This window comes from Streptomyces sp. NPDC048258 (genome assembly GCF_043201995.1).
Lineage (GTDB): Bacteria > Actinomycetota > Actinomycetes > Streptomycetales > Streptomycetaceae > Streptomyces.
The window spans coordinates 737,406-760,006 of record NZ_JBICZH010000001.1 but is presented as its reverse complement, the minus strand read 5'-3'; the positions used below and the strand labels follow the sequence as shown (position 1 = coordinate 760,006).

Annotated in this window: 13 protein-coding genes; 8 read left to right on the top strand and 5 right to left on the bottom strand. The window is 72.9% G+C overall.

Annotated features, from left to right (window positions below; genetic code table 11):
• Positions 1–46: 46 nt before the first annotated feature.
• The 3 genes from ACGFYQ_RS03520 (at position 47) to ACGFYQ_RS03510 (ending at position 3,937) form a co-directional block, all read left to right on the top strand.
• Complete coding sequence (locus ACGFYQ_RS03520) at positions 47–1,942, top strand: phosphatidylglycerol lysyltransferase domain-containing protein (protein ID WP_393739438.1); 1,896 nt, start codon at positions 47–49, stop codon at positions 1,940–1,942.
• On the top strand, positions 1,939–2,658 hold the full coding sequence (locus ACGFYQ_RS03515; RefSeq protein ID WP_393739436.1) for a hypothetical protein: 720 nt from the start codon (positions 1,939–1,941) through the stop codon (positions 2,656–2,658). The genes ACGFYQ_RS03520 and ACGFYQ_RS03515 overlap by 4 nt, the downstream gene beginning before the upstream one ends.
• 100 nt (positions 2,659–2,758) lie before the next feature.
• Complete coding sequence (locus ACGFYQ_RS03510; protein WP_393739738.1) at positions 2,759–3,937, top strand: sensor histidine kinase; 1,179 nt, start codon at positions 2,759–2,761, stop codon at positions 3,935–3,937.
• 149 nt (positions 3,938–4,086) lie between these two features.
• Here ACGFYQ_RS03510 and ACGFYQ_RS03505 read toward each other — a convergent pair whose 3' ends face one another.
• The 5 genes from ACGFYQ_RS03505 to ACGFYQ_RS03485 form a co-directional block, all read right to left on the bottom strand.
• Positions 4,087–4,902 carry an endo alpha-1,4 polygalactosaminidase gene (locus tag ACGFYQ_RS03505; protein WP_393739434.1) on the bottom strand — a complete coding sequence of 272 codons (816 nt, stop codon included), beginning with the start codon at positions 4,900–4,902 and terminating at the stop codon, positions 4,087–4,089.
• On the bottom strand, positions 4,899–5,549 hold the full coding sequence (locus ACGFYQ_RS03500; RefSeq protein ID WP_393739736.1) for a spherulation-specific family 4 protein: 651 nt from the start codon (positions 5,547–5,549) through the stop codon (positions 4,899–4,901). Before ACGFYQ_RS03500 ends, ACGFYQ_RS03505 begins: the two co-directional genes overlap by 4 nt.
• A 26-nt stretch (positions 5,550–5,575) precedes the next feature.
• Positions 5,576–7,099 carry a hypothetical protein gene (locus ACGFYQ_RS03495; protein ID WP_393739432.1) on the bottom strand — a complete coding sequence of 508 codons (1,524 nt, stop codon included), beginning with the start codon at positions 7,097–7,099 and terminating at the stop codon, positions 5,576–5,578.
• Entirely contained in the window at positions 7,096–8,610 is a 1,515-nt protein-coding gene (gene pelF, locus ACGFYQ_RS03490; RefSeq protein WP_393739430.1) for a GT4 family glycosyltransferase PelF, read from the bottom strand. The genes ACGFYQ_RS03495 and pelF overlap by 4 nt, the downstream gene beginning before the upstream one ends.
• Positions 8,611–8,715: 105 nt before the next feature.
• Positions 8,716–10,743: a hypothetical protein gene (locus tag ACGFYQ_RS03485; RefSeq protein WP_393739428.1), complete on the bottom strand. Its 2,028-nt coding sequence runs from the start codon at positions 10,741–10,743 to the stop codon at positions 8,716–8,718.
• Between the two features lie 346 nt (positions 10,744–11,089).
• Here ACGFYQ_RS03485 and ACGFYQ_RS03480 point away from each other — a divergent pair, with 346 nt between their 5' ends.
• The 5 genes from ACGFYQ_RS03480 (at position 11,090) to ACGFYQ_RS03460 (ending at position 22,598) form a co-directional block, all read left to right on the top strand.
• Positions 11,090–12,625, top strand: a complete 1,536-nt coding sequence (locus ACGFYQ_RS03480) for a leucyl aminopeptidase (RefSeq protein WP_393739426.1) — start codon at positions 11,090–11,092, stop codon at positions 12,623–12,625.
• Between the two features lie 287 nt (positions 12,626–12,912).
• Positions 12,913–14,301 carry a dihydrolipoyl dehydrogenase gene (lpdA, locus tag ACGFYQ_RS03475; RefSeq protein ID WP_393739424.1) on the top strand — a complete coding sequence of 463 codons (1,389 nt, stop codon included), beginning with the start codon at positions 12,913–12,915 and terminating at the stop codon, positions 14,299–14,301.
• Between the two features lie 53 nt (positions 14,302–14,354).
• Entirely contained in the window at positions 14,355–16,139 is a 1,785-nt protein-coding gene (gene sucB / locus ACGFYQ_RS03470) for a 2-oxoglutarate dehydrogenase, E2 component, dihydrolipoamide succinyltransferase (protein WP_393739422.1), read from the top strand.
• Positions 16,140–16,270: 131 nt separating this feature from the next.
• Positions 16,271–17,671 carry a hypothetical protein gene (locus ACGFYQ_RS03465; RefSeq protein ID WP_393739420.1) on the top strand — a complete coding sequence of 467 codons (1,401 nt, stop codon included), beginning with the start codon at positions 16,271–16,273 and terminating at the stop codon, positions 17,669–17,671.
• Positions 17,664–22,598, top strand: coding sequence for a tetratricopeptide repeat protein (locus ACGFYQ_RS03460; RefSeq protein WP_393739418.1), 4,935 nt, complete (start codon positions 17,664–17,666; stop codon positions 22,596–22,598). The genes ACGFYQ_RS03465 and ACGFYQ_RS03460 overlap by 8 nt, the downstream gene beginning before the upstream one ends.
• The last annotated feature ends 3 nt before the right edge of the window (positions 22,599–22,601 follow it).

Sequence of the window (22,601 nt, the reverse complement as noted above, 5' to 3'; positions counted from 1 at the left end):
CGGACCAGCCCACTATGGACAGCGACGCCCCATATGATCGCTTTTTATGGGAGAGGTCCGTTTGACCAGCGCAGAAACCGACCGCGGCGCCGTACCGGTGCCCGGGCCGGCATCCGGAAGGAAAGAGACCGGCGGCGATCCCGCCGGCAAGGCGGCGGGGGGCGGCCGGGAGACCGGCCGGGGGAGCGCCCGTTCACGGCGGGGGGCCGCGTTCGCGGTCTGGTACCTGCGCGTTGTCACCTTCGTCAACTTCCTCAGCGCGGTGTGGGTTTCGCTCGGGCAGGATCTGCGCCGGCACAACACCGACGACTTCTACACCCCGTACCTGCTCACGGCCGGCTTCGCCTCCGGGCTCTTCTGCCTGCTGCTGGCGGTCACCATGGGCCGCCGCAAGCGGGCCGCCTGGATCCTGAACCTGGTGCTGGGCGGGATGATGCTGCTCGACTTCGCCCGCGCGGCCTTCGTCCCGTGCGACGGCTGGTCCCCCGGCGACTGCTACCCGGCGTTCCGCGAACACGCGCAGAACTGGGTCTCCCTGGGCCTGACCGCGGCCTTCGTCGCCGCCCTGCTGCTGGGCCGCCGGGAGTTCTACGCCAAGGGCGACCGCTCCAACCCCGCACTCGCCACCGTCGTCGCCGCCGTCGGCCTGCTGTTCACCTCGCTGGTCGCGGCGCTGCTCGTCGGCGCCACCAACACCGCGCCCGACGCCGCCGATGCCACCTTCCTGACCCGCTGGCGGTACGGCGCGATGCGGCTCATCACCCTGGACCCGGACGCCAGGGCCTACAGCACCATCACCACGCCCGGCTGGGTGGACGTGTTCGTCAACGTGGTGTCGATGCTGCTGCTGCTCGCCGTGCTGTTCGCGGCCTTCCGCTCGCGCCGCGCCGTCGACCCCCTCTCCGAGGAGGACGAGGAGCGGCTGCGGGCGCTGCTCGCCAGGCAGGGCGACCGCGACTCGCTCGGCTACTTCGCGCTGCGCCGCGAGAAGTCCGTCATCTGGTCCCCCACCGGCAAGGCCGCCGTCACCTACCGGGTCGTCGGCGGGGTCTCGCTGGCCTCCGGCGACCCGATCGGCGACCCCGAGGCCTGGCCCGGCGCCATCGAACCGTGGCTGGCCGAGGCGCGCGAGCACGGCTGGGTACCGGCCGTGATGGGCGCGAGCGAGGAGGCCGGGCAGATCTACGCCCGGCACGGCCTGGACGCGCTGGAGCTCGGTGACGAGGCGATCGTGGAGACCGCCGAGTTCACCCTGGAGGGCCGCGCCATGCGGACCGTCCGGCAGGCGTACAACCGGGTCAAGCGGGCCGGGTACACCGTCCGCATCCGCCGCCACGCCGACATCCCGGCCGAGGAGATGGACGAGCTGCTGCGGCGCGCCGACGACTGGCGCGACGGCGCGACCGAGCGCGGCTTCTCGATGGCACTGGGCCGGCTGGGCGACCCCGGCGACGGCCAGTGCGTGATGCTGGAGTGCACCGACGGCAACGGCGATCTGCGGGCCGTGCTGTCCTTCGTACCGTGGGGGCCCAAGGGCCTGTCGCTGGACCTGATGCGCCGTGACCGGGACTCCGAGAACGGCCTGATGGAGTTCATGGTCATCGAACTCCTCGAACGCTCCAGGGAGATCGGCGTCACCCAGGTCTCGCTGAACTTCGCGATGTTCCGGTCCGTCTTCGAGCGCGGGTCCCGGCTCGGCGCGGGTCCGGTGCTGCGGATGTGGCGCTCGCTGCTGAGCTTCTTCTCGCGCTGGTGGCAGATCGAGTCCCTCTACCGGGCCAACGCCAAATACCGGCCGATCTGGGAACCGCGGTTCATGCTCTTCGAGAAGAGTTCGGACCTGCTGCGGATCGGAATCGCGGCGGGCCGGGCCGAGGGCTTCCTGGAAGCCCCCGGTCTGCCGAAGTGGCTGCACCGCAGACACCTGGAGACCCGCCGTTGACAGCGTGGACCACCTCCTCACCGCGGCGGTTCGCGCGCCGCGAGTGGGGGCCCCTGTGCCGGACCGTCCGGGACGCGCTCGTCCACGAGAAGTGGCGGGCGGTCCCGATGACCCTCGGCGCGGTCTGCCTGACCTCGGTCTTCCAGATCGTGCAGAACACCTCCTGGGGGTTCCAGCCGGTACAGAACCTCGGATCGGTCAAAGCCGTCGACCCGCTGTGGCTGGCCCTGCTGCGGACCCCCCTGTCGCTGTTCGTGCCCGCCCTGGACCTGCCGGTGTGGGGGGCGCTCGCGCAGATCCTGCTCGTCCTCGGCATCTCGGAGATCTGCATCGGCTGGTGGCGCACGCTGGTGATCGGCTACGTCGCCACGCTCGCCGGGACCACCTACGCGCGGATCGGCCTCTCGCTGGGCCCCGACCACCCCTTCGGCCTGCCCGTGTCCGACCGGATCGTCAACGACACCGGGCCCTCGGCGGCGGTGGTCGGCCTCGCCATCTACGTCTGCTGGCGCTACCGGGCCTACCTGACCGGCGCGGTGGTGGTGCTGGCGATGATCGGTGAGGTGCTCGTCAAGGACAACCTGGCGGGCAAGGAGCACCTGGTGGCCATCGCCGCCGTGATGGCCGTGTGCGTGGTCCGGGCGAGATGGGGGCCGGAGCGCTCCCGGCTGCCGCTGGGCGGCCGCCCGCCGCCGCTGGACACCCGGCCCGGATGAGCCGGCCCGGATGAGCCGGCCCGGATGAGCCGGCCGGGGCAGGCCGTACCGTATCGGGGTGACGACAGACCTCGGGCGGTTCGCGCCCACCCGGCAGTGGATGCGGGCCCACCCGCTCGCCACCGATGCCGTGCTCGCGTTCGGGGCGTTCGTCTCCATGGTCGTCGGGTCCTTCGCCGATCCGCACGGGCCGCACGGGCCCACCTTCGGGACGCGGACCCCCGAGCCGTTCTCGCTGCTGCTGATGCTGCTCGGCGCGGCCGCCCTGGTCTTCCGGCGCCGACGGCCGCGCACCGTGCTCGCCGTGACCTGCGGGCTCTCGCTGCTGGAACTGACCACCGGGGAACCGCGGGCGCCCGTCGCCATGTGCACGGTGATCGCCCTGTACACGGTGGCCGCGCGCACCGACCGGCCCACGACCTGGCGGATCGGGCTGCTCACCATGGCCGGGCTGACCGGCGTGGCCATGCTCGCCGGGCCCCTGCCCTGGTACGCGCAGGAGAACCTCGGGATCTTCGCCTGGACCGGGATGGCCGCGGCCGCGGGTGACGCCGTACGCAGCCGGCGGGCCTTCGTCGACGCCATCCGGGAACGGGCCGAGCGCGCCGAGCGGACCCGGGACGAGGAGGCGCGGCGCCGGGTCGCCGAGGAGCGGCTGCGGATCGCCCGGGACCTGCACGACGTGGTGGCCCACCACATCGCCCTGGTAAACGTGCAGGCGGGGGTGGCCGCGCACGTCATGGACAAGCGGCCGGACCAGGCCAAGGAGGCCCTGGCCCACGTACGGGACGCCAGCCGCTCGGCGCTGAACGAGCTGCGGGCGACGGTCGGGCTGCTGCGGCAGTCCGGCGACCCGGAGGCGCCGACCGAGCCCGCGCCCGGACTGGCCGTCCTGGACGAGCTGGTGGACACCTTCCGGCACGCCGGGCTGCCGGTGGAGGTCATCGTCCAGCTGGGGCGCGGGGAGGGCCCGCTGCCCGCCGCCGTGGACCTCGCGGCGTACCGGGTGATCCAGGAGGCGCTGACCAACGTACGCAAGCACGCGGGCCCGGGGGCGCGGGCGGAGGTCAGCGTGGTGCGGGTCGGGCCCTCGGTGGAGGTGACCGTGCTCGACGACGGGGGCGTCTCGGCGGACCCGGCCCCGGACCCCGCCGACCCGGGCGGCGGCCACGGCCTGCTCGGCATGCGCGAGCGCACCGGCGCCCTGGGCGGCTCCTGCTTCGCGGGGCCCCGGTACGGGGGCGGCTACCGGGTCCACGCCATCCTGCCGGTGGCCTAGCCTCGCCCCTTCAGCCCCGCCTGGAGGGCGCCCTTTCGCCGGGGCCATCCCAGCCCGCCAGGGGGCGAACCCAGCCCGGCCGGGGGTGACCCGGCGAAGCTGGGTTTGCCCGGGCGGGGCCGGGTCTGCCCAGGCAGGGCTCGGCGTGGCTAGGGGCAGGTCTTGCGCCAGCGGCCGAGGTCCTCCCGCTTCTGCAAGGAGCTCAGCTTCAGGTCGCGCGAGCGCTCGCAGAAGCGGCTCGCCGGAAGCTCGTACTCGACGTGGAAGACCGCCTTCCCGGCCTCGATGAACGGGCTCAGCCGCTCGCACTCCCCGTACTGGGCGCACTGCTCGTTGACCGCGAAGTCGAACTCCCCCACCAGCTGCGGGATCTGGTCGAGGTCGTTCTTCAGGCCGACCGCCAGGCCCCGGTCGTGGGCGAGCTTCGCGATCAGCCGGTTGTAGCGCAGCTGGTCCTCGGCGGTGAGCGGGAAGCCCGAGGTGTTGGCGTAGCCGTCCATGTTGTCCGGCTCCACCGCGTCGAAGCCCTTGTCCCGGCACATGTCGAACCGCTTGGCCATCAGCGGCTCCAGCTCCGCGACCCGCCGGATGTCCAGCCAGCGCTCGCCGTCCCAGCCGTTGCCCTCGCCGAGCATCGACTCGGGGAACGCGGCGGCGTCCGGCCGGAAGTCCTCCCAGGCGCCGGTGGACAGGTAGCAGACGGTCCGGCGGTCGGCCCGCTTCAGCGCGGCGACCTGCTCCTTGGTGGTGTGGAACCCGTCGACGTCGTACACCGCCGCCTTCACCGAGGTATCGAGCTTCCCGGTGAGCTGCCATTGCCAGCTGACGCCGGGCCGGGGCTGCCAGCGCTCCCCGGGCGCCGGGGCGGGCGACACGTCGTCGGGCCCCTCGTCGGACCCCACGACGGTGCAGGCGGCGGCGAGGAACAGGAGCGGAACGAGCAGCAGGAGCGGTCGGCGTCTCATGCCGTGGCCTCCAGGGCGTACGGGAGGGTCCCCCACGGGTGCGCGCCGGTCCCGGGGACCGCGCAGTGCACCGCGGCCCGCCGCTGCTCGGCGAGTTCGGCGGCGGGCGCGCCCGGCGGGACGGCGTAGACGAGGTGGCAGAACCGCTGGGCGGGGTGGTCGGCGGTCCAGGGCGGTACGGCGCCCGCGTCCCGGTAGGCGTCCCAGGGGCCCTCGAAGGTGACGAGGAGGTCGGCGAGGTCGGCGTAGCCGGGGTGCGGGTGGACCCCGTGGTTGAGGACGAGGGTACGGGCGCCCGCGGCCCGGGCGGCGACGGCGAGCCGCCCGTAGTGCGGCAGCAGTTCCGGGTCGGAGGCGGCCTGGTCGAGGAAGGCCCCGTCGGTGCCGTACCAGTCGCGGTGGCGCAGCAGGTCGCGCACCACGGCGGCGTGCGGGCGGCGCCCGTAGTCGGTGTCGGTGTAGCCGAGGACGGCCACCCCGGCCGCCCGCAGCCGTTCGGCGACGAGGGCGAACCGCTCGTCGGGGGCGTCGCCCGGCCCGCTGGCGGGGTTGAGCACCACCGAGTGGAGCCGGCCCGCGGAGCGGATGAGCCGCTCCCAGTCCTCGGGCCGGTCGGCGGGATGCTCGTAGAGGGGCACCAGCAGCATGGGGTCCTTCTTCGCCTTCACGTCGTTCACCGGTGGGCCGTCGCACGGCCCAGGAGCAGGCAGACCAGGACGGCGAGCGTGGCCGCGGCGGCGGCCGCCACCACCAGCTGGACCGCCCGGGGCGCTCCCAGCCCGGTCAGCAGGGCCAGGCTCTGCGCGACGGCGGCCGAGGCGCAGACCACGGCCGCGGGCCGGACCGCCCCGAAGGACTGGAGCAGCAGCCCGGTCCACATCACGGCGCCGAGGAGGAGCAGGGTCAGGGCACGGACCCCGGTCAGGGCCGGGGCGCCCGGCCAGAGCAGGGTGCCGGCCAGCCCCAGGGCCAGCAGCACCGCCAGGTACGCGGCGAGGCACTGGGCCAGTGTGGAGAGCATCCGGCGCCGGAAGGCCTCGGGCGAGCGGGCCGCCCGGAGTCCGGCGAGGCTGCCGCTGCGGAACCGGTGCAGGAGCCATTCCGCGGGGCCCATGCTGAGGGTGAGGGCCACCGCCGAGGGGGCGGCGACGGCCTCGGCGGGACCCCCGGCGAGCACCTCCCCGAGGGCGGCGTACAGCACGAGCAGACCGGTGCCGAGGCCGAAGACCCCGTACGGGACGGAGTCCCCCAGCCGCGGCCCGCGCGGGGCGAACTCCTCCTCGGGGCCGCGCAGCATCCGCCAGAGCACGGGGCCGGCTCCGGGGCGGCGCGCCGCCCAGCCGCGGACGCGGGCGGCGGCGGCCCGCGCGCCCTCTGCCAGCGGGAGTTCCCGTACGGCCAGGGTGCAGGCGGCCAGCAGGGACAGCACGAGCAGGGTCACGCGGACCCGCACGGGCAGGTCCACGAAGAGCGCGAGCAGGGCCCCGGCGGCCATCGGGCCGAGCGCGGCGAGCAGCACCCGCTCCCGGCCGAGGACGAGCAGGACGGTCGCGGCGCCGACGTAGAGGGCCTGACCGGCGGCGAAGGCGTACGAGAAGGGCGGCCCGCCGGGTACCGCCAGCGCGGCGGCGGTGCCCAGCAGCGACCCGGCGGGGGCGCCGGCGAGCAGCGTCCGCCCGGCGGCGGCCCGGTCGCCGAGCCCGAGCCAGGAGTAGGCGCGGTGCGAGAGGGTCTGGTCCCATACCCAGCCGATGAGCGCCCCGGCGAGCAGGGTCAGGGTCCCGGCGGGCAGGCCGAGGCGGTCCTTCGGCCCGTCGAGCAGCGGTGCGCCGAGGACGTAGGCCAGGCCGGGCAGGGCGAAGATCACCCCGCGCAGCAGGCAGGCGGTGAGCGAGACCTTCCAGGGGTCGGGGACCTCGGGCTCCGGGAAGGAGCGCGGCACCCGGGCGTAGAGCTCCTCGGCGAGCGCGAAGGAGTCGTGGCGGCCGTAGGTGAGCCGGATGTACTCGTCGGTCATGCCGTCGGATTCGAGGACGGCGGCGATCTCGTCCGGGTGGACGGCCGCGGCGATGAACACGTCGAAGCGTTCGGCGAGTTCGTCCATGGGATCGGCGGCCGGAGGAACGGTACGCCGGGGCCGCGGGATCGCGGGCAGCGTGTCGCCGCCCGGGATCTTGAGCCAGAGGGATCCGCTCACCACAGGCTCCCGTCGGCGGCGAGTTCGCGGTACCAGGGGTCGGCGAGCCGCTGGGTCCAGTCGTCGCCCTCGCGGACGGGCAGGACGGGCTGGCCGGCGAGTTCCCGGTAGATGTGCCGGAAGCCGTCCACGGACTGGTGGAGGGTGAACTTCTCCACCACCCGTTTGCGGGACATCCGGCCGAGCTCGGCGCGGCGTTCGTCGTCGCGGAGCAGGGCGAGGGTGGCGCGGGCCATGGTCTCGGGCTCGCGCGGCGGGACGACGAGGCCGGTGTCGCCGACGGCCTCGCGGACTCCGCCGACATCGGTGGAGACGGTGGTGCGGCCGCAGGACATGGCCTCGATGATGCTGAAGGGGAAGCCCTCGCTGATGGACGAGAGCATCACGACGCTGCCGGCCGCGTACGCCTGCGCGACCTGCTCGATGCGGCCCTCGAACGAGATCCCGTCGGTCACCCCGAGCTCGGCGGCGAGCTTCTCCAGGCGGAGCTTGTACGGCTCGCAGCCGGCCGGGACGGGGCCGAAGAGGCGCAGTCGCAGGGCGGGCAGCTCCGCGCGCATGAAGGCGTAGGCCCGGATGAGGGTTTCGAGGTCCTTGATGGGGTCGATGCGGCCGCACCAGCTGAGCGTGGGCACCTCGGGCTCGGGGCCGGCGTCGGGGAAGGCGTGCGGGTCGACGCCGTTGTAGACGGTGCGGATCCGGTCGGAGGCGGCGCCTCCGCGCTCTTCCCAGCGGCGGTTGTACTGGTTGACGGGGGTGATCAGGTCGGCCTGCCGGTACCCCTCGGTGTTGAGCTCGCGGTAGAAGCCGAGCATGAGCGCCTTGACGGGCCAGCGCTGTGCGGCGCTGCGGTAGCCGAGGTAGCGCTCGCGCAGGTAGATGCCGTGCTCGGTCAGGAGGAAGGGCACCTTGTCGAGGTAGGCGGCGGCCAGGGCCGGGAGGGTGGCGAGGCCGCTGCTGACGGCGTGCGCGACGCTGTCGGGCGGGATCCGCACGGCCAGCGGGCGCAGCGCGTGCTCCAGCAGGTCGGTGGCGGTGAGCGCGTCGTGGATGGTGGGCTCGGCGGCCGCGGTGGCGAGGCCCGGGCGGGTCCACACGGTCATCAGCAGGCGCAGGACGGACTCGGAGCGCAGGGCCGGGGCGAGCTTGCCGGCCCGGGCGAGGACGGCCAGTTCGCGCAGGGCCCCGGAGAATCCGCCGTGGCTGGGGTCGAGCAGGGAGAGCAGGAAGGTTTCGTAGACCTCGGTGAAGCTGCGGTGGGCCTTGCCGCGCAGGGCCGATCGGCGGCCGCGTCGGGGCGTGGGGCCCCAGAGCGGTACGACGGTGTGCCGGTAGACGTTGCGCGGGAGTTCCCAGGTGACCGGCTCGCGTCCGGAGCCGGTCAGGGCTATGACGTTGAAGTCGACCTCAGGCATGCCTCGGACCAGTTGGTCGCACCAGGTGCTGACGCCCCCGTGGACGTGCGGGTAGGTGCCTTCGGTGAGCATGGTGACATGACGCCCATGGCTCATGCGGTGTGTCCCCCCAGGACGGAAAAGGGGCCGGCGCCCGTGGGTTCGCGGAGCGCCGGCGCTAGGTCGTTCTCGTGGCGGCTTACTGCTGTTCGGCCCGGACGGTCAGCTGGGCAGCTTGAGCGTGACGGCGCTCTGGAGCAGCTCGGGCTGGGTCCAGGTGGAGCGGGTGCCCGCATAGGCGGTGCCGAAGTCGGCCGTGCCGAGCAGGAGTTGCTTCTTGGTCCCGTTGGGGGCGGTCACCGGGGCGACGACCCCGGAGGGCGCCTTGACGGTGACGGTGGTGCCGACGCGGTAGGCGGTGACCTTGCCGGCCGCGAGCGCCTTGTCCCAGGCGGCGCGGCGGCCGAGCTCGACGCCGGTGTCCTTCATGCTCTGGTTGACGATCGGCGCGCTGGGCGCGTAGAGGGTCCGGTACGTGTCGAGGACCTGGTCGAGCACCGGGTAGAGGGTGCGGTCCTCGGCGAGGTTGGACTGGTGGACGTAGTGCGGGCGCGGGTCGTTGGCCAGCACGTGGCGCAGGGCGGTCCGGGCCTCCTGGGGGACGATGTGGTTGAGGTAGCCGGTGTTCGGGTCCACCGGGGCCGGCAGGCAGGTGGACGTCGCCGGGTTGTCCTCGCAGACGCCGCTGCCGCCGTCGGCGCGGCTGGTGTAGATCCAGTTGTACTCGTCGGCCATCTCCGCGTTGGTGCCCGTGTTGTAGTACACGTTCATCGGGTGGCGGGGCACGGTCAGGGCGGCGCCTACCGCCCGCTGCGCGGGTTCGCGGGAGTTGTCGCTGCCCGCCCACTTGATGCCGTTGTCGGCGAAGGCGCCGGCCAGGTTGGGGTTGTCCTGTTCCTGCTGCGGCGAGGTCTTGAGGCCCGAGTGCTCGCCGGTGACGATCTCGGTCCGGTCGGTGGTGATGCCCTTGGACGCGGCCCAGTTGTTGTTGTCGCGGATCTGCGCGGAGATCTCGGCCCGGCTCATCCACTGGATGGCGCCCTGGGCGTTCTTCACGCAGCTCCAGGGCACGGTGGTGGTGTTCTGGACGCAGCCGAGGAAGGGGTGCGTGTAGGTGTGGTTCATCCAGCGGTACTTGGCCCGGTCGGCCACCAGCTGGGCGGTCAGGGCGTCGGTGCCGCCGTTCTCGGCCTTCCACTCCTCGCCGGCGCCCGCGTTGAAGAGCATGTCGAGCTTGAAGCTCTTGGTCTGCTGCCACTGCGCCGCGTACTGGGCGTCGGCGGCGGTCATCCGGATGGTGCTCTCCTTGCCCTCGCCCCCCGCGCAGGCGTAGTCGCCGGGCGTGCAGTTGAGCTCCTTGTTCCAGCGCGCGTCCGGTGCGAAGACGTCGTCGACGTGGACCGCGAAGTAGTTGCGGCTCTGGCCGAGGTGGACCCCCTGGGTGAGCCACTCGACGATCCCGCGGGCCAGCAGCCGGAACTGCCGCTGGTACTGGTTGTAGCCGAAGGTGACGACCAGCTCGCTGCGCCCGTCGTGGGTGTACTCGCCGAGGAGCGAGGCCCGTCCGGAGCCGACGGGGGCGTCGAGGTAGCTGGTGTAGCCGGCCCGCGGCTTGCCCATGAACCCGAAGCTCTCGGGTACGAGCGCGGAGTTGTCCTCGAAGGCGACCTGTCCGCCGAGGTAGCCGAAGGGTCCGGCCTTGCCGGCCGCGGTGACCGCGGCCTCGGTGCCGTCGAGCTGGCCGCTGAAGCCGCCGTTGTCGGTGTACTCCAGCCCGACGCCCGGGTGGGCCCAGGTGTAGGCGTCCACCTGGCGGATCCCGTACGTCGTCTCGTACGCGGTGAGCGCGGCCATCTCGGCCGAGCCCTCGCCGAAGGGGTTCTCGTTCGGCAGGACGACGCCCTGGTACTTGGCGCGCGGGCGGCCGTCGACCGTGTCGCTGAGGAAGCCCGCGTTGATGACCGGGCGGCCGCTGCTGCCCAGCTGCACACGGGTGTACGGGACGCCGGTGTCCCGCAGTTCCGCGGTGATCGCCTCGACCGAGCTGCCGCCGTCGTCGACGACGAGCACCTTCAGGTCGATGCGCGCGGCCGTGGCCGCCTGGGCGGTCGCGGCTGGTACTGCCACGGACACCAGGGCTGCCGCGGCCATGGCGGCGGCGATCCTGTTCATCCGGTTCTTGTTGACCATTTCGGCCTTTCCCCCCGCAGGCATCCCTCGACACGGCCCTGTGGCGGTCGGCCGGGCCGGGGAGGCTCTGTGGAAATCATGCAAAGGAACCCCGCGTCCCCTTGCGAGAGTGGACCGAGTCTTTCGGACCTCGTCAGGTCTACGAGGCAAACCTGGAGCAGAGTCCACAGATGGGTGAACCTGATGGCCCCTTGATCGAACAACTTGCCAAACCTTCGAGTGACGTACGGAAGAGCCCGTGCGCGTAGGCTCATTTCTGGCGGCCGTCGGGCCCGAATACGATCGCTACGGATGGCCGTCCACCCACTCGGCCCACACACACAAACGGAAGCGAGACTTCACCACCGTGACTGCTCTGACTCTCAGCACCTCCGGCGCGGCGACGCTGCGCGCCGACGCCCTCGTCGTCGGTGTCGCGAAGGGCCCCAAGGGCCCGGTCGTCGCCGCGGGCGCCGAGGCCGTGGACAAGGCGTACGACGGTAAGCTCGCCGCCGTGCTCGACGCGGTCGGCGCCTCGGGCGCCGAAAGCGAGATCACCAAGCTGCCGGCCCCGGCGGGCCTGAAGGTCCCGATGGTGCTGGCGGTCGGGCTCGGCCCCGTTCCGGAGAAGGACGAGTCGTTCGACGAGGAGGCGCTGCGCCGCGCCGCCGGCGCCGCCGCCCGCGCCCTGCACGGCTCCAAGAAGGCCGCCTTCGCCCTCCCCCTGGACGACGCCTCCGCCGTCACCGCCGTCGCCGAGGGCGCGCTGCTGGGCGCGTACGCCTTCACCGCCTACCAGGGCGGCGAGAAGAAGGCCGCCGGCGACAAGAACGGCGGCCCCAAGCAGCCGCTCGCCGAGATCGCCCTGCTGGGCGCCAAGCCGCGCGACAAGGAGCACAAGGCCGCGGCCGAGCGCGCCACGGTCGTCGCGACCGAGGTCAACATCGCGCGTGACCTGGTCAACACCCCGCCGAACGACCTGACCCCCGAGGCCTTCGCCGCGGTCGCCTCCGCGACCGCGAAGGAGCACGGCATCAAGGTCCAGGTCCTGGACGAGAAGGCGCTCGTCAAGGGCGGCTTCGGCGGCATCATGGGCGTCGGCAAGGGCTCCGAGAACCTGCCGCGCCTGGTGAAGCTCACCTACACCCACCCCAAGGCGGAGAAGACCCTGGCCTTCGTCGGCAAGGGCATCACCTACGACTCCGGCGGCATCTCCCTGAAGCCGGCCGGCCACAACGAGACGATGAAGTGCGACATGGCCGGCGCCGCCGCCGTCTTCGCCTCCGTCGTCGCGGTCGCGAAGCTGGGCCTCCAGGTCAACGTCACCGGCTGGCTCGCGCTCGCCGAGAACATGCCGTCCGGCTCCGCCACCAAGCCCGGTGACGTGCTGCGCATGTACAGCGGCAAGACCGTCGAGGTGCTCAACACGGACGCCGAGGGCCGCCTGGTCCTCGGCGACGCGCTGACCAAGGCCTCGGAGGACAACCCGGACGCCATCGTCGACGTGGCCACCCTGACCGGCGCCATGGTGCTGGCCCTGGGCAACCGCACCTTCGGCATCATGGCCAACGACGACGCCTTCCGTACGTCGATCCACGAGATCGCCGAGGAGGTCGGCGAGTCCTCGTGGCCGATGCCGCTCCCCGCGGACCTGCGCAAGTCCATGGACTCCCCCACCGCCGACATCGCCAACATGGGCGAGCGCATGGGCAGCGGTCTGCTGGCCGGCCTCTTCCTGAAGGAGTTCGTCGGCGAGGGCATCACCTGGGCCCACCTCGACATCGCGGGCCCGGCCTTCCACGAGGGCGCGCCGTACGGCTACACCCCCAAGGGCGGCACCGGCTCCGCCGTGCGCACCCTGGTGCGGCTGGCCGAGCGTACGGCCACGGGCGACCTGGGCTGACGCACCACATGTGAGACGTGACTCGCCCCGGGACCATGATCAGGTCCCGGGGCGCGTTCAGCTGTCGACGAAATCCGTAGGTTTCTACGCTTCGGTAACCCCTGCTTCGGACAGAAGCACCTCCCACAGACCGGGCCCGGCGTCCCGCGTTCCCCCGACAAATGCGAAGATGGGTTCTCGGCAGGACAGGGCCCCCACCACAGGGCCGAAGAAACAAGCGGCCGATTACCAGCCGCCGCCCGGTCACAGAGGACCGGTGCCCGGCGCACATGCATGGAGGACGTGACGTGGCGAACGACGCCAGCACCGTTTTCGACCTAGTGATCCTCGGCGGTGGCAGTGGCGGTTACGCCGCGGCGCTGCGCGCATCCCAGCTGGGTCTGGACGTTGCCCTGATCGAGAAGAACAAGCTCGGTGGCACCTGCCTGCACAACGGCTGCATCCCCACGAAGGCTCTGCTGCACGCGGGTGAGATCGCGGACCAGGCTCGCGAGGCCGCCCAGTTCGGTGTGAAGACCACCTTCGAGGGCATCGACATCGCGGGTGTCCACAAGTACAAGGACGAGATCATCTCGGGCCTGTACAAGGGTCTGCAGGGCCTGGTCGCCTCCCGCAAGGTGACCTACATCGAGGGTGAGGGCCGCCTCTCCTCCCCGACTTCCGTCGACGTGAACGGCCGGCGCATCCAGGGCCGCCACGTCCTGCTGGCGACCGGCTCCGTGCCGAAGTCGCTGCCGGGCCTGAACATCGACGGCAACCGCATCATCTCCTCGGACCACGCGCTGGTCCTGGACCGCGTGCCCGAGTCCGCGATCGTCCTGGGCGGCGGCGTCATCGGCGTCGAGTTCGCCTCGGCGTGGAAGTCCTTCGGCTCCGACATCACCGTCATCGAGGGCCTCAAGCACCTCGTTCCGGTCGAGGACGAGAACAGCTCCAAGCTGCTGGAGCGGGCCTTCCGCAAGCGCGGCATCAAGTTCAACCTCGGCACCTTCTTCGACAAGGCCGAGTACACCGAGAACGGCGTGCGCGTCACGCTGGCCGACGGCAAGACCTTCGAGGCCGAGGTGCTGCTGGTCGCCGTCGGCCGCGGCCCGGTCTCGCAGGGCCTGGGCTACGAGGAGCAGGGCGTCGCGATGGACCGCGGCTACGTCCTGGTCGACGAGTACATGCAGACCAACGTGCCGACCATCTCGGCCGTCGGTGACCTCGTCCCGACCCTCCAGCTCGCGCACGTCGGCTTCGCCGAGGGCATCCTGGTCGCGGAGCGTCTGGCCGGTCTCAAGACCGTCCCGATCGACTACGACGGTGTCCCGCGCGTCACCTACTGCCACCCCGAGGTCGCGTCCGTCGGCATCACCGAGGCCAAGGCCAAGGAGATCTACGGCGCGGACAAGGTCGTGGCCCTGAAGTACAACCTTGCGGGCAACGGCAAGAGCAAGATCCTGAAGACCGCGGGCGAGATCAAGCTCGTCCAGGTCAAGGACGGTGCCGTGGTCGGCGTCCACATGGTCGGTGACCGGATGGGCGAGCAGGTCGGCGAGGCCCAGCTGATCTACAACTGGGAAGCCCTGCCGGCCGAGGTCGCGCAGCTCATCCACGCGCACCCGACCCAGAACGAGGCGATGGGCGAGGCCCACCTGGCCCTGGCCGGCAAGCCGCTGCACGCACACGACTAATCGTCACGGGCGCGACGACCACTTCCGCACTTTCGTAAGGAGCAACTGAAACCATGTCGGTTTCCGTAACCCTTCCGGCGCTCGGCGAGAGCGTCACCGAGGGCACTGTCACCCGCTGGCTGAAGGCCGAGGGCGAGCGCGTCGAGGCTGACGAGCCGCTGCTCGAGGTCTCGACCGACAAGGTCGACACCGAGATCCCCTCCCCCGTGGCCGGCATCCTGGCCTCCATCAAGGTCGCCGAGGACGAGACCGTCGAGGTCGGCGCCGAGCTGGCCGTCATCGACGACGGCTCCGGCGCGGCGGCCGCGGCTGCCGCCCCGGCGGCCGAGGCCGCTGCCGCTCCGGCTCCGGTCGCCGAGGCCCCCGCGGCTCCGGCTCCGGCTCCGGTCGCGGAGGCTCCCGCCGCCGCTGCCCCGGCCGCGTCCGGCACCGATGTCGTGCTCCCCGCCCTGGGCGAGTCCGTCACCGAGGGCACCGTCACCCGCTGGCTGAAGCAGGTCGGCGAGTCCGTCGAGGCCGACGAGCCGCTGCTCGAGGTCTCCACGGACAAGGTCGACACCGAGATCCCGGCGCCGGTCTCCGGCACGCTGCTGGAGATCCTGGTCGGCGAGGACGAGACCGCCGAGGTCGGCGCCCGGCTGGCCGTCATCGGCGTGGCCGGCGCTGCCCCCGCCGCCGCTCCCGCCGCTGCCGCCCCGGCGCCGGTCCAGGCCGCCGCCCCGGTCGCCGCTCCGGCTCCGGCCGTGGCCGCCCCGGCCGCTGCCGCTCCGGCTCCCGTCGCCGCCCCGGCCCCCGTGGCCGCTCCGGCTCCGGTCCAGGCCGCCGCCCCGGTCGCCGCTCCGGCTCCGGTCCAGGCTGCCGCTCCGGCTCCGGCCGCCCCGGCCGCTCCCGTCGCCCCGGCCCCGGCCGGTGACGAGGGCGCCTACGTGACCCCGCTGGTGCGCAAGCTCGCCTCGGAGTCCGGCGTCAACCTGTCCACGGTCTCGGGCACCGGTGTCGGTGGCCGTATCCGCAAGCAGGACGTCCTGGCCGCCGCCGAGGCCGCCAAGGCCGCCGCCGCCCCGGCTCCGGCCGCGGCTGCTCCGGCCGCCAAGGCTCCGGCCGCCGCGGTCTCCGAGCTGCGTGGCCAGACCGTCAAGATGACCCGCATGCGCAAGGTCATCGGCGACAACATGATGAAGGCCCTGCACTCGCAGGCGCAGCTCAGCTCCGTGGTCGAGGTGGACATCACCAAGATCATGAAGCTGCGCGAGAAGGCCAAGGGCGCGTTCCTGGCCCGCGAGGGCGTCAAGCTCTCGCCGATGCCGTTCTTCGTCAAGGCCGCTGCCCAGGCGCTGAAGGCCCACGCGGTCGTCAACGCCCGGATCAACGAGGACGAGGGCACCATCACCTACTTCGACTCGGAGAACATCGGCATCGCCGTGGACTCCGAGAAGGGCCTGATGACCCCGGTCATCAAGGGTGCGGGCGACCTCAACCTGGCGGGCATCTCCAAGGCGACCGCCGATCTGGCCGCCAAGGTCCGCGGCAACAAGATCACGCCGGACGAGCTCTCGGGCGCGACCTTCACCATCAGCAACACCGGCTCGCGCGGTGCGCTCTTCGACACGGTCATCGTGCCGCCGAACCAGGTCGCCATCCTGGGCATCGGTGCCACGGTGAAGCGCCCGGTGGTCATCGAGACCGCCGAGGGCACCAACATCGGCATCCGCGACATGACGTACCTGACCCTGTCCTACGACCACCGCCTGGTGGACGGCGCGGACGCGGCCCGGTACCTCTCGGCCGTCAAGGCGATCCTCGAGGCCGGCGAGTTCGAGGTCGAGCTCGGCCTGTAAGGCTCTCCGCACAGCATCAGCTGTCACGAACGGCGCCCCCGCCCGGAATACCCTCCGGGCGGGGGCGCCGTCGTCCTACGCTGGGTCGTCCGGGACGACGTTGCGGGGGGCTCTGCATGGAACTCACTCGGGTGACCGATCTTGTCGTGGTGCTGCCGGGCATCATGGGCAGCACGCTGGCGAACGCCGACGGCACACCGGTCTGGGACCTGTCGGGGGGCGCCCTGTGGCGGGCCGTCCGCACCTTCGGAGGGGCGGTGAAGCGACTGCGCCTCCCCGCGGACATCGGGGACGACCATCCGGGCGACGGGGTCGTGGCCGTCGGCCTGATGCCCGACCTGCATGTGATCCCCGGGATCTGGCAGCCGGTGGACGGCTACACGGAGTTCGTGGACTGGCTCGAGGAGGAGTTCTTCCTTTCCCGCCCGTCGGCCGCGGCCCCCGGGAACCTGCTGGCGTTCCCGTACGACTGGCGCCTGTCCTGCCGGTACAACGCGGAGCGCCTGAAGCACCGTACGGAACGCGAACTGGAGCGGTGGCGGGCCTCCGCCCCCGACCGCCGCGACGCCCGGGTGATCTTCGTCTGCCACTCCATGGGCGGACTGATCGCCCGCCACTACGTGGAACGCCTCGGCGGCCACGGGATCACCCGCCGTCTGATCACCCTCGGCACCCCGCACCGCGGCTCCCTGGACGCCCTCGCCCACCTGGTGAACGGGATGCGCAAGGGCTGGGGCCCGCTCGGCGTCGACCTCAGCGCCCTGGCCCGCAGCCTGCCCTCCCTGCACCAGCTGGCTCCCGACTACGCGTGCGTGGAGGGTCCGGGCGGGCTCGCGTACGCCCGTGACCTGCCGGGGCTGCCAGGTGTCGACCCCGAGCTGCTGAAGGACGCGGGCGAGTTCCACGCCGCGCTGCGCCGGGCCGCGGACCGGCCCGTCCCCACCGAGCTGCACGCCGTCACCGGCGTCCGCCAGCCGACCGCCACCACCGCCGCGTACGACGACGACCGGCTGACCCCGCTGTGGGAGATCGACGGCACGGACGAGGGCGGCGACGGCACGGTCCCCCGCCTCTCGGCCCGTCCCGCGAACGCCTCGGGCGACGGCTACCCGGTGTCCGAGTCGTACACCCCGTGCGAGCAGCACGGCTCCCTCCAGAACCACGGCGGAGTACGGGAGGCCCTGTGGGGGCTGCTGACCGGCGAGCCCCGGTTCCACCGTGGCGACGAGGGCACCGCGCCGCTGCTGGGCGTGCTGGCGCCCTCGCTGCCCGCACCCGGCGAACCGTACGAGGTGGCCGTCACCGTCCCGCCGCGGACGCGCGGCCACGACGAGCTGCTGGTCATCGCGGAACTGCGGCCGGCCGGCGACGGCCCGCCGGTGTCCCGCTCCCTGCGCAATCTCGGCGGCGGCCGGTACGGTACGGCCTTCCCCGCCCCGGCGCCGGGGGCGTACCGGCTGGCGGTACGAGCGAACGGGCACGCGGAGTCGACCGTGACGGCGCTGGCGCTGGTGGGCGGTCCCGGTGAGTGAGCCCGACGAGGACGTCCGGGGGACGGCTCTCGGGATCGTGGTCGAGCACTACGAGAGCCCGCGGTTCCGCACGCTGACCGACGCGACGGCGCGGTTGCGCGAGCTGTGCGCGTTGCTCGAGGGGCACGGGTACCGGCCGACGGTGGTGGAGGACCCCGGCCGCGACGCCCTCCGGGCCTCGGTGACGGCCTGGAGCGACGACTGGAACGCGACGGGCGGACACGGCCCGGCCATCGTGGTGTGGTCCGGGCACGCCGTGCTCGACGACCGGGCGCTGCGGCTGATCGTGCGCGACACCCGTGCCGAGCGGGACGCGGACGGGGCGTACTCGGCCGATCGGCTGGCGTCGGCGGCCCTGTTCAGCGGGGCGGACCAGATCCTCATGCTCATCGACACCTGCTACGCGGGCGCCGGGGTCATGGAGTCCTTGCGGGAGGCGCTGGGCAAACTGGCCAAGACGAGCCTGCCGCCGGGCCGGACCGCCTGGCTCGGCATCGTGGCGAGCTGCCGCCCGCTGGAGAAGGCCGAAGCGGGCGGCATCCTGGTGAAGACCGTGACCGAGGTACTGCGCGACGGACCGCGGTCCGCGGAGTACCGCCACGAGTGGAGCCGCCGCAACGGGAGGGTCACCGGGTCGGCGGTCATGCGGGCGGTGGCCGACCAGTGGCCGCAGGAGGCCGGCCAGCGTCCGGTCCCCGCCACCATCGGCGAGGACCTGCCCATGTTCGGCAATCCGCGCCGGCGGGCCGCCCCGGAACCGGAGCTGGTGGAGCACCTGGTCCGGGCCGCGCGCGGGGCCGACCGTGTCGATGAGGGCTGGTTCTTCAGCGGCCGCCGGCGGGTGCTGGGGGAGATCGTGGAGTGGCTGGCGGCCCGGCAGCCGGGGCTGTTCCTGGTGACGGGCAGCGCGGGCAGCGGCAAGTCGGCGGTGCTGGGCCGGATCTCGACGCTGTCCGACCGGAAGCACCGGGCCGACATCCTGGAGCACGACGCCCTCGGCCCCGACGACCCGGACCCGGGCCCGGACGCCGTGGACGCCTCGCTCCACCTGCGGGGCTTCACGGTCCAGCAGCTCGCCGAGGCCGTCGCCCGCGAGCTGCGGCTGCCCCCTCCCGCCACCCCGGCGGCCCTGATCGCCGAGGTGGAACTGCAAGGGCCGGACTCCCGCCGGGGCCTCGTGCTGGTCCTGGACGGTCTGGACGAGGCGGCCCCCGACCAGGCGGGCCCGATCGTCGAGCAGCTGCTGGCACCGCTGAGCCGCCTGGCGTTGATCCTGCTCGGCTCCCGGGACCGGCCGTTCCAGCCCCAGGCCGCGCCCGGGGAGCCGCTGGACCGGGCGCTGGGCCGCCTGCTGGACACCAGGGTCCGGGCGTCCGATCTGGACGAGGAGCCCGACACGCGGCAGGACATCGAGGATTACGGCCACCGCCGCCTGAAGGCCGGAGGCCTGCCGCCCGAGGACGCCGGGACGGCGGCCCGGCTCATCGCGCAGCGGGCGTCCACGAGCCACGGCGGCTTCCTGTTCGCGCGGATGGCGACGGGCTCGGTGATCAGGCAGTTCGCCGCTTCCGGTGCGTCGGAATGGGAGCAGTCCATCCCGTCGTCCATCAGCGCGGCCTTCACCGAGGACCTGAGGGACGACCCGGCCGCGCAGGACCTGCTGACGGCCCTGGCCTGGAGCGCGGGCAACGGCATGCCGGCCCGGGGCGTCTGGGAGGCCGCGGCCTCGGCGCTGAGCGCGGAGGGTACGGAGTACGGCCCCGCGGACGTGGACCGGTTGCTGAACACCTACGGCCGGTACGTCGTGGAGGACACCGACGGCACCCAGGCCGTCTACCGTCTCTACCACCGCGAGTTCGTCGCCCACCTGCAGCGCCGTCCCGTCCCGGATCCCGCCCACCGGGTGGCCCGCGCGATGGTCGGCCTCCTGCGCAGCCAGAGCGAGGAGGGCGCCGCGATCGAGAAGGCTAACCCCTACTTGCGCAGGTCGCTGGCGAAGCACGCGAGCGCGGCGGGCGACGGCGGGCTCGCGCTGGTCCGGGAACTGGCCGAGGTGCGGGAGGAAGTGTTCCGCCCCCATCTCGCGCAGACGCTCATGGACATCGCGGTCGCACGGTCCAGGGCCGGTCTGCGGGAGGCCGTCGGCCCGTCACAGGAAGCCGTCGACCTCTTCCGGACCCTTGCCGGGGACAACCCCTCCGCCTACCTGCCCGAGCTCGCCATGGCCCTCAACAACATGTCCGTGCACCAGAAGGACGACGGGGACCGCCGCGGTTCGCTGGTCAGCATCACGGAAGCGGTTGCCATCCACCGGACCCTCGCCGAGAGCGATCCCGCTGCCTACCTCTCCGGGCTCGCCGTCTCCCTCAACAACCTCGCCATGCGCCAGGCCAAGGACGGGGACCTGTCGGCCGCACTCGCCACCAGCACGGAAGCGGTCGACCTCTACGAGGACCTGGCGCGTCTCAGCCCCGCCGCCTACCTGCCGGAGCTGGCCGCCGCCCTGAACAATCTCGCCGTCCACCACGCCGGCACAGGAGATCGGAAAGGATCGCTCCGCATCAGCATCAGAGCCACCGAGATCTACCTGACCCTCGCCAAGGACAACGTGGCCTATACGTCCGAGTTCGGCAGGTCCCTCAACAACCTCTCCATGAGCCATGCCGACAACGGGAACTGGCAGGCGGCGCTCAAGACGGGCAGCGAATCCGTGGCCCTCCACCGCGTCCTCGCCGAAGAGAGCCCGGCCGCGCAACTGCCCCACCTCGCCGCGGCCCTCAACAATCTGGCCGGGCGCCAGGCCGTGGCCGGAGACGTGCCGGGCGCCCTCGCCACCAACACGGAAGCCGCCGGCCTCTACCGCGCCCTCGCCGAAGAGAACCCGGCCGTCCACCTTCCCGACCTCGCCACCTGTCTCAACAACCTGGCCAGCCGCCAGGCCGACAGCGGAGACCTGCACGGGGCACTCACCACCAGCACCGAGGCCACCGACCTGCACCGCACCCTCACCCAGGAGAACCCGGCCGGCCACGGGACCCACCTCGCCGCCGCCCTCACCAACCTCGCCATCCACCAGGCCGCGGCCCGAGACCTCGCGGGCGCCCTCGCCACCAACACGGAAGCCGCCGACCTATACCGCGCCCTCTCCGTGGACAATCCGGCCGGCCACCTGCCCAACCTCGCCACCTGTCTCAACAACCTCGCCAGCCGCCAGGCCGCGAGCGGAGACCTGTACGGGGCACTCGCCACCAGCACCGAGGCCACCGACCTGCACCGCGCCCTCGCCGAGGAGAACCGCGCCTACCGGGTCCAGCTCGCCGCCGCCCTCGGCAACCTCGCCATCCACCAGGCCGAGGCCGGAAACGTGCGGGCCGCGCTGCGCACCAGCGGCGAAGCCGCCGACCTGCAGCGCGCCCTCACCGAGGAGAACGGCGCCCACCGGGCCCAGCTCGCCGCCGCCCTCCACAACCTCGGCATCCGGCAGGCCGCGAGCGGGGACCTGACCTCCGCACTCGCCTCGAGCACCGAGGCCGCGGCCCTCTACGAGGCCCTGGCCCGGGAGAACCCGGACGCCCACCGGGCCCACCGGGCCTCCGCCCTCGGCTCCCTGGCCGCCCGTCAGACCGAGACGGGAGACCTGCACGGCGCAGTCACCACCAGCGCCGCGTCCGTAGCCCTCCTCCGCGTCCTCGCCGAGGAGGACCGGGCCGCCCACCTGCCCCAGCTCGCCGCCACCCTCAGCAACCTCGCGAATCGCCAGGAGGCGGTCGGCGACCCGCGGGCCGCGCTCACCAGCGGTACCGAGGCCGTGGGCCTGTTCCTCGCCCTCGCCGTGGCCGACCCCGCCACGTACGTCCTCAGCCTCCGCGCGGCCCTGGGCGGCCTCGCGCGCCTGGCCCCCGCCGACCAGGCGTTGGCGGCCTTCACGGAGGCGGAGAACGCCCTGGCGGCACACCCGCGGGCCGCCCGCCTCCTCGCCGTCGAGCGAGCGGAACTACAGCTGCGCCGCGTGGACGCCGACGCCGGTGTACGCGCGCTCATCGCCCTCGCACCATCGGTACCCCCCGCCGGGACGCCCGACCCCGAAGCCTTCCGGGCACGGCAGTTGCTGCGCGCCCACAGCCGTGCCGGAACCGCACGCGCCGACCGGGTCACCGCCTTGTGGCGCGAGACCACCGGCACCGGACCGCCGGGCTGGCTGCACCTCCCCGCAGCCGCGCTCGACCTCGCCCACTCCTGGCTCGACTGTCCCGACTGGGCCACGGCTCGCGCCTTCTGGGACGAGCACGACGCCTCGCTGCGCTCGCCCGAGGTCGCCTCCGCGCTGGAGGAGCTGGCTCTGGCCTTCCCCGCGGCCTCGACCTTCCTGTGGATCGTACGAACGGCAGCGGCCACCGACGCGGACAGCGCGTTCCGCCCCTTCGTCACCGGGGAACTCCTCATGGTCTGGAGCGGCCTCCCCTCCTGGGAGGAGTCCCGCGCCTTCCTGTCCGAGCACGCCCCGGTCCTGCTCCACGACCTGGCGCTCGAACTGCTCGACTCCGCCACCGAGACACCCGAGGCTTGCGTGCATCTGGCGCTGCTCGACTTCGCCCGCGCCGACGGGATCCCCTCCTCGTACGCGTACCTCGAGAGCCTGGACGTTCTGCGGGACCGGATCCGGCAGCTCCTGGCCGCGTCCGAGGCGCGACCCGGGCTCCTGCGCGCCGCCGGGCTGTTGGAGTTCTACGTGCACGGGGAGAAGTTCACCGGCGTCGCCCATCTCCACGTCGCCTCCGTCCTGGGCGGCGGTCCGCAGGATCCCGCCTCCTGGCCGGCCGCCGAGCCCGCGGCGCGGGACCGCGTCCTCGGGGAGATCGCCGCCCTCATCCGCCGCCACCCCGCGCACGCCCCGGCCCTGGGGGCCCTGATCGAGAGCCTCTTGTAACCA

Excerpts from the sequence above, each read along its gene's own strand:
- ACGFYQ_RS03520 (WP_393739438.1), top strand. The coding sequence starts at position 47 with ATGGGAGAGGTCCGTTTGACCAGCGCAGAAACCGACCGCGGCGCCGTA.
- ACGFYQ_RS03510 (WP_393739738.1), top strand. The coding sequence starts at position 2,759 with ATGCGGGCCCACCCGCTCGCCACCGATGCCGTGCTCGCGTTCGGGGCG.
- ACGFYQ_RS03505 (WP_393739434.1), bottom strand. The coding sequence starts at position 4,902 with ATGAGACGCCGACCGCTCCTGCTGCTCGTTCCGCTCCTGTTCCTCGCC.
- ACGFYQ_RS03500 (WP_393739736.1), bottom strand. The coding sequence starts at position 5,549 with ATGCTGCTGGTGCCCCTCTACGAGCATCCCGCCGACCGGCCCGAGGAC.
- pelF (WP_393739430.1), bottom strand. The coding sequence starts at position 8,610 with ATGAGCCATGGGCGTCATGTCACCATGCTCACCGAAGGCACCTACCCG.
- ACGFYQ_RS03485 (WP_393739428.1), bottom strand. The coding sequence starts at position 10,743 with ATGGTCAACAAGAACCGGATGAACAGGATCGCCGCCGCCATGGCCGCG.
- sucB (WP_393739422.1), top strand. The coding sequence starts at position 14,355 with ATGTCGGTTTCCGTAACCCTTCCGGCGCTCGGCGAGAGCGTCACCGAG.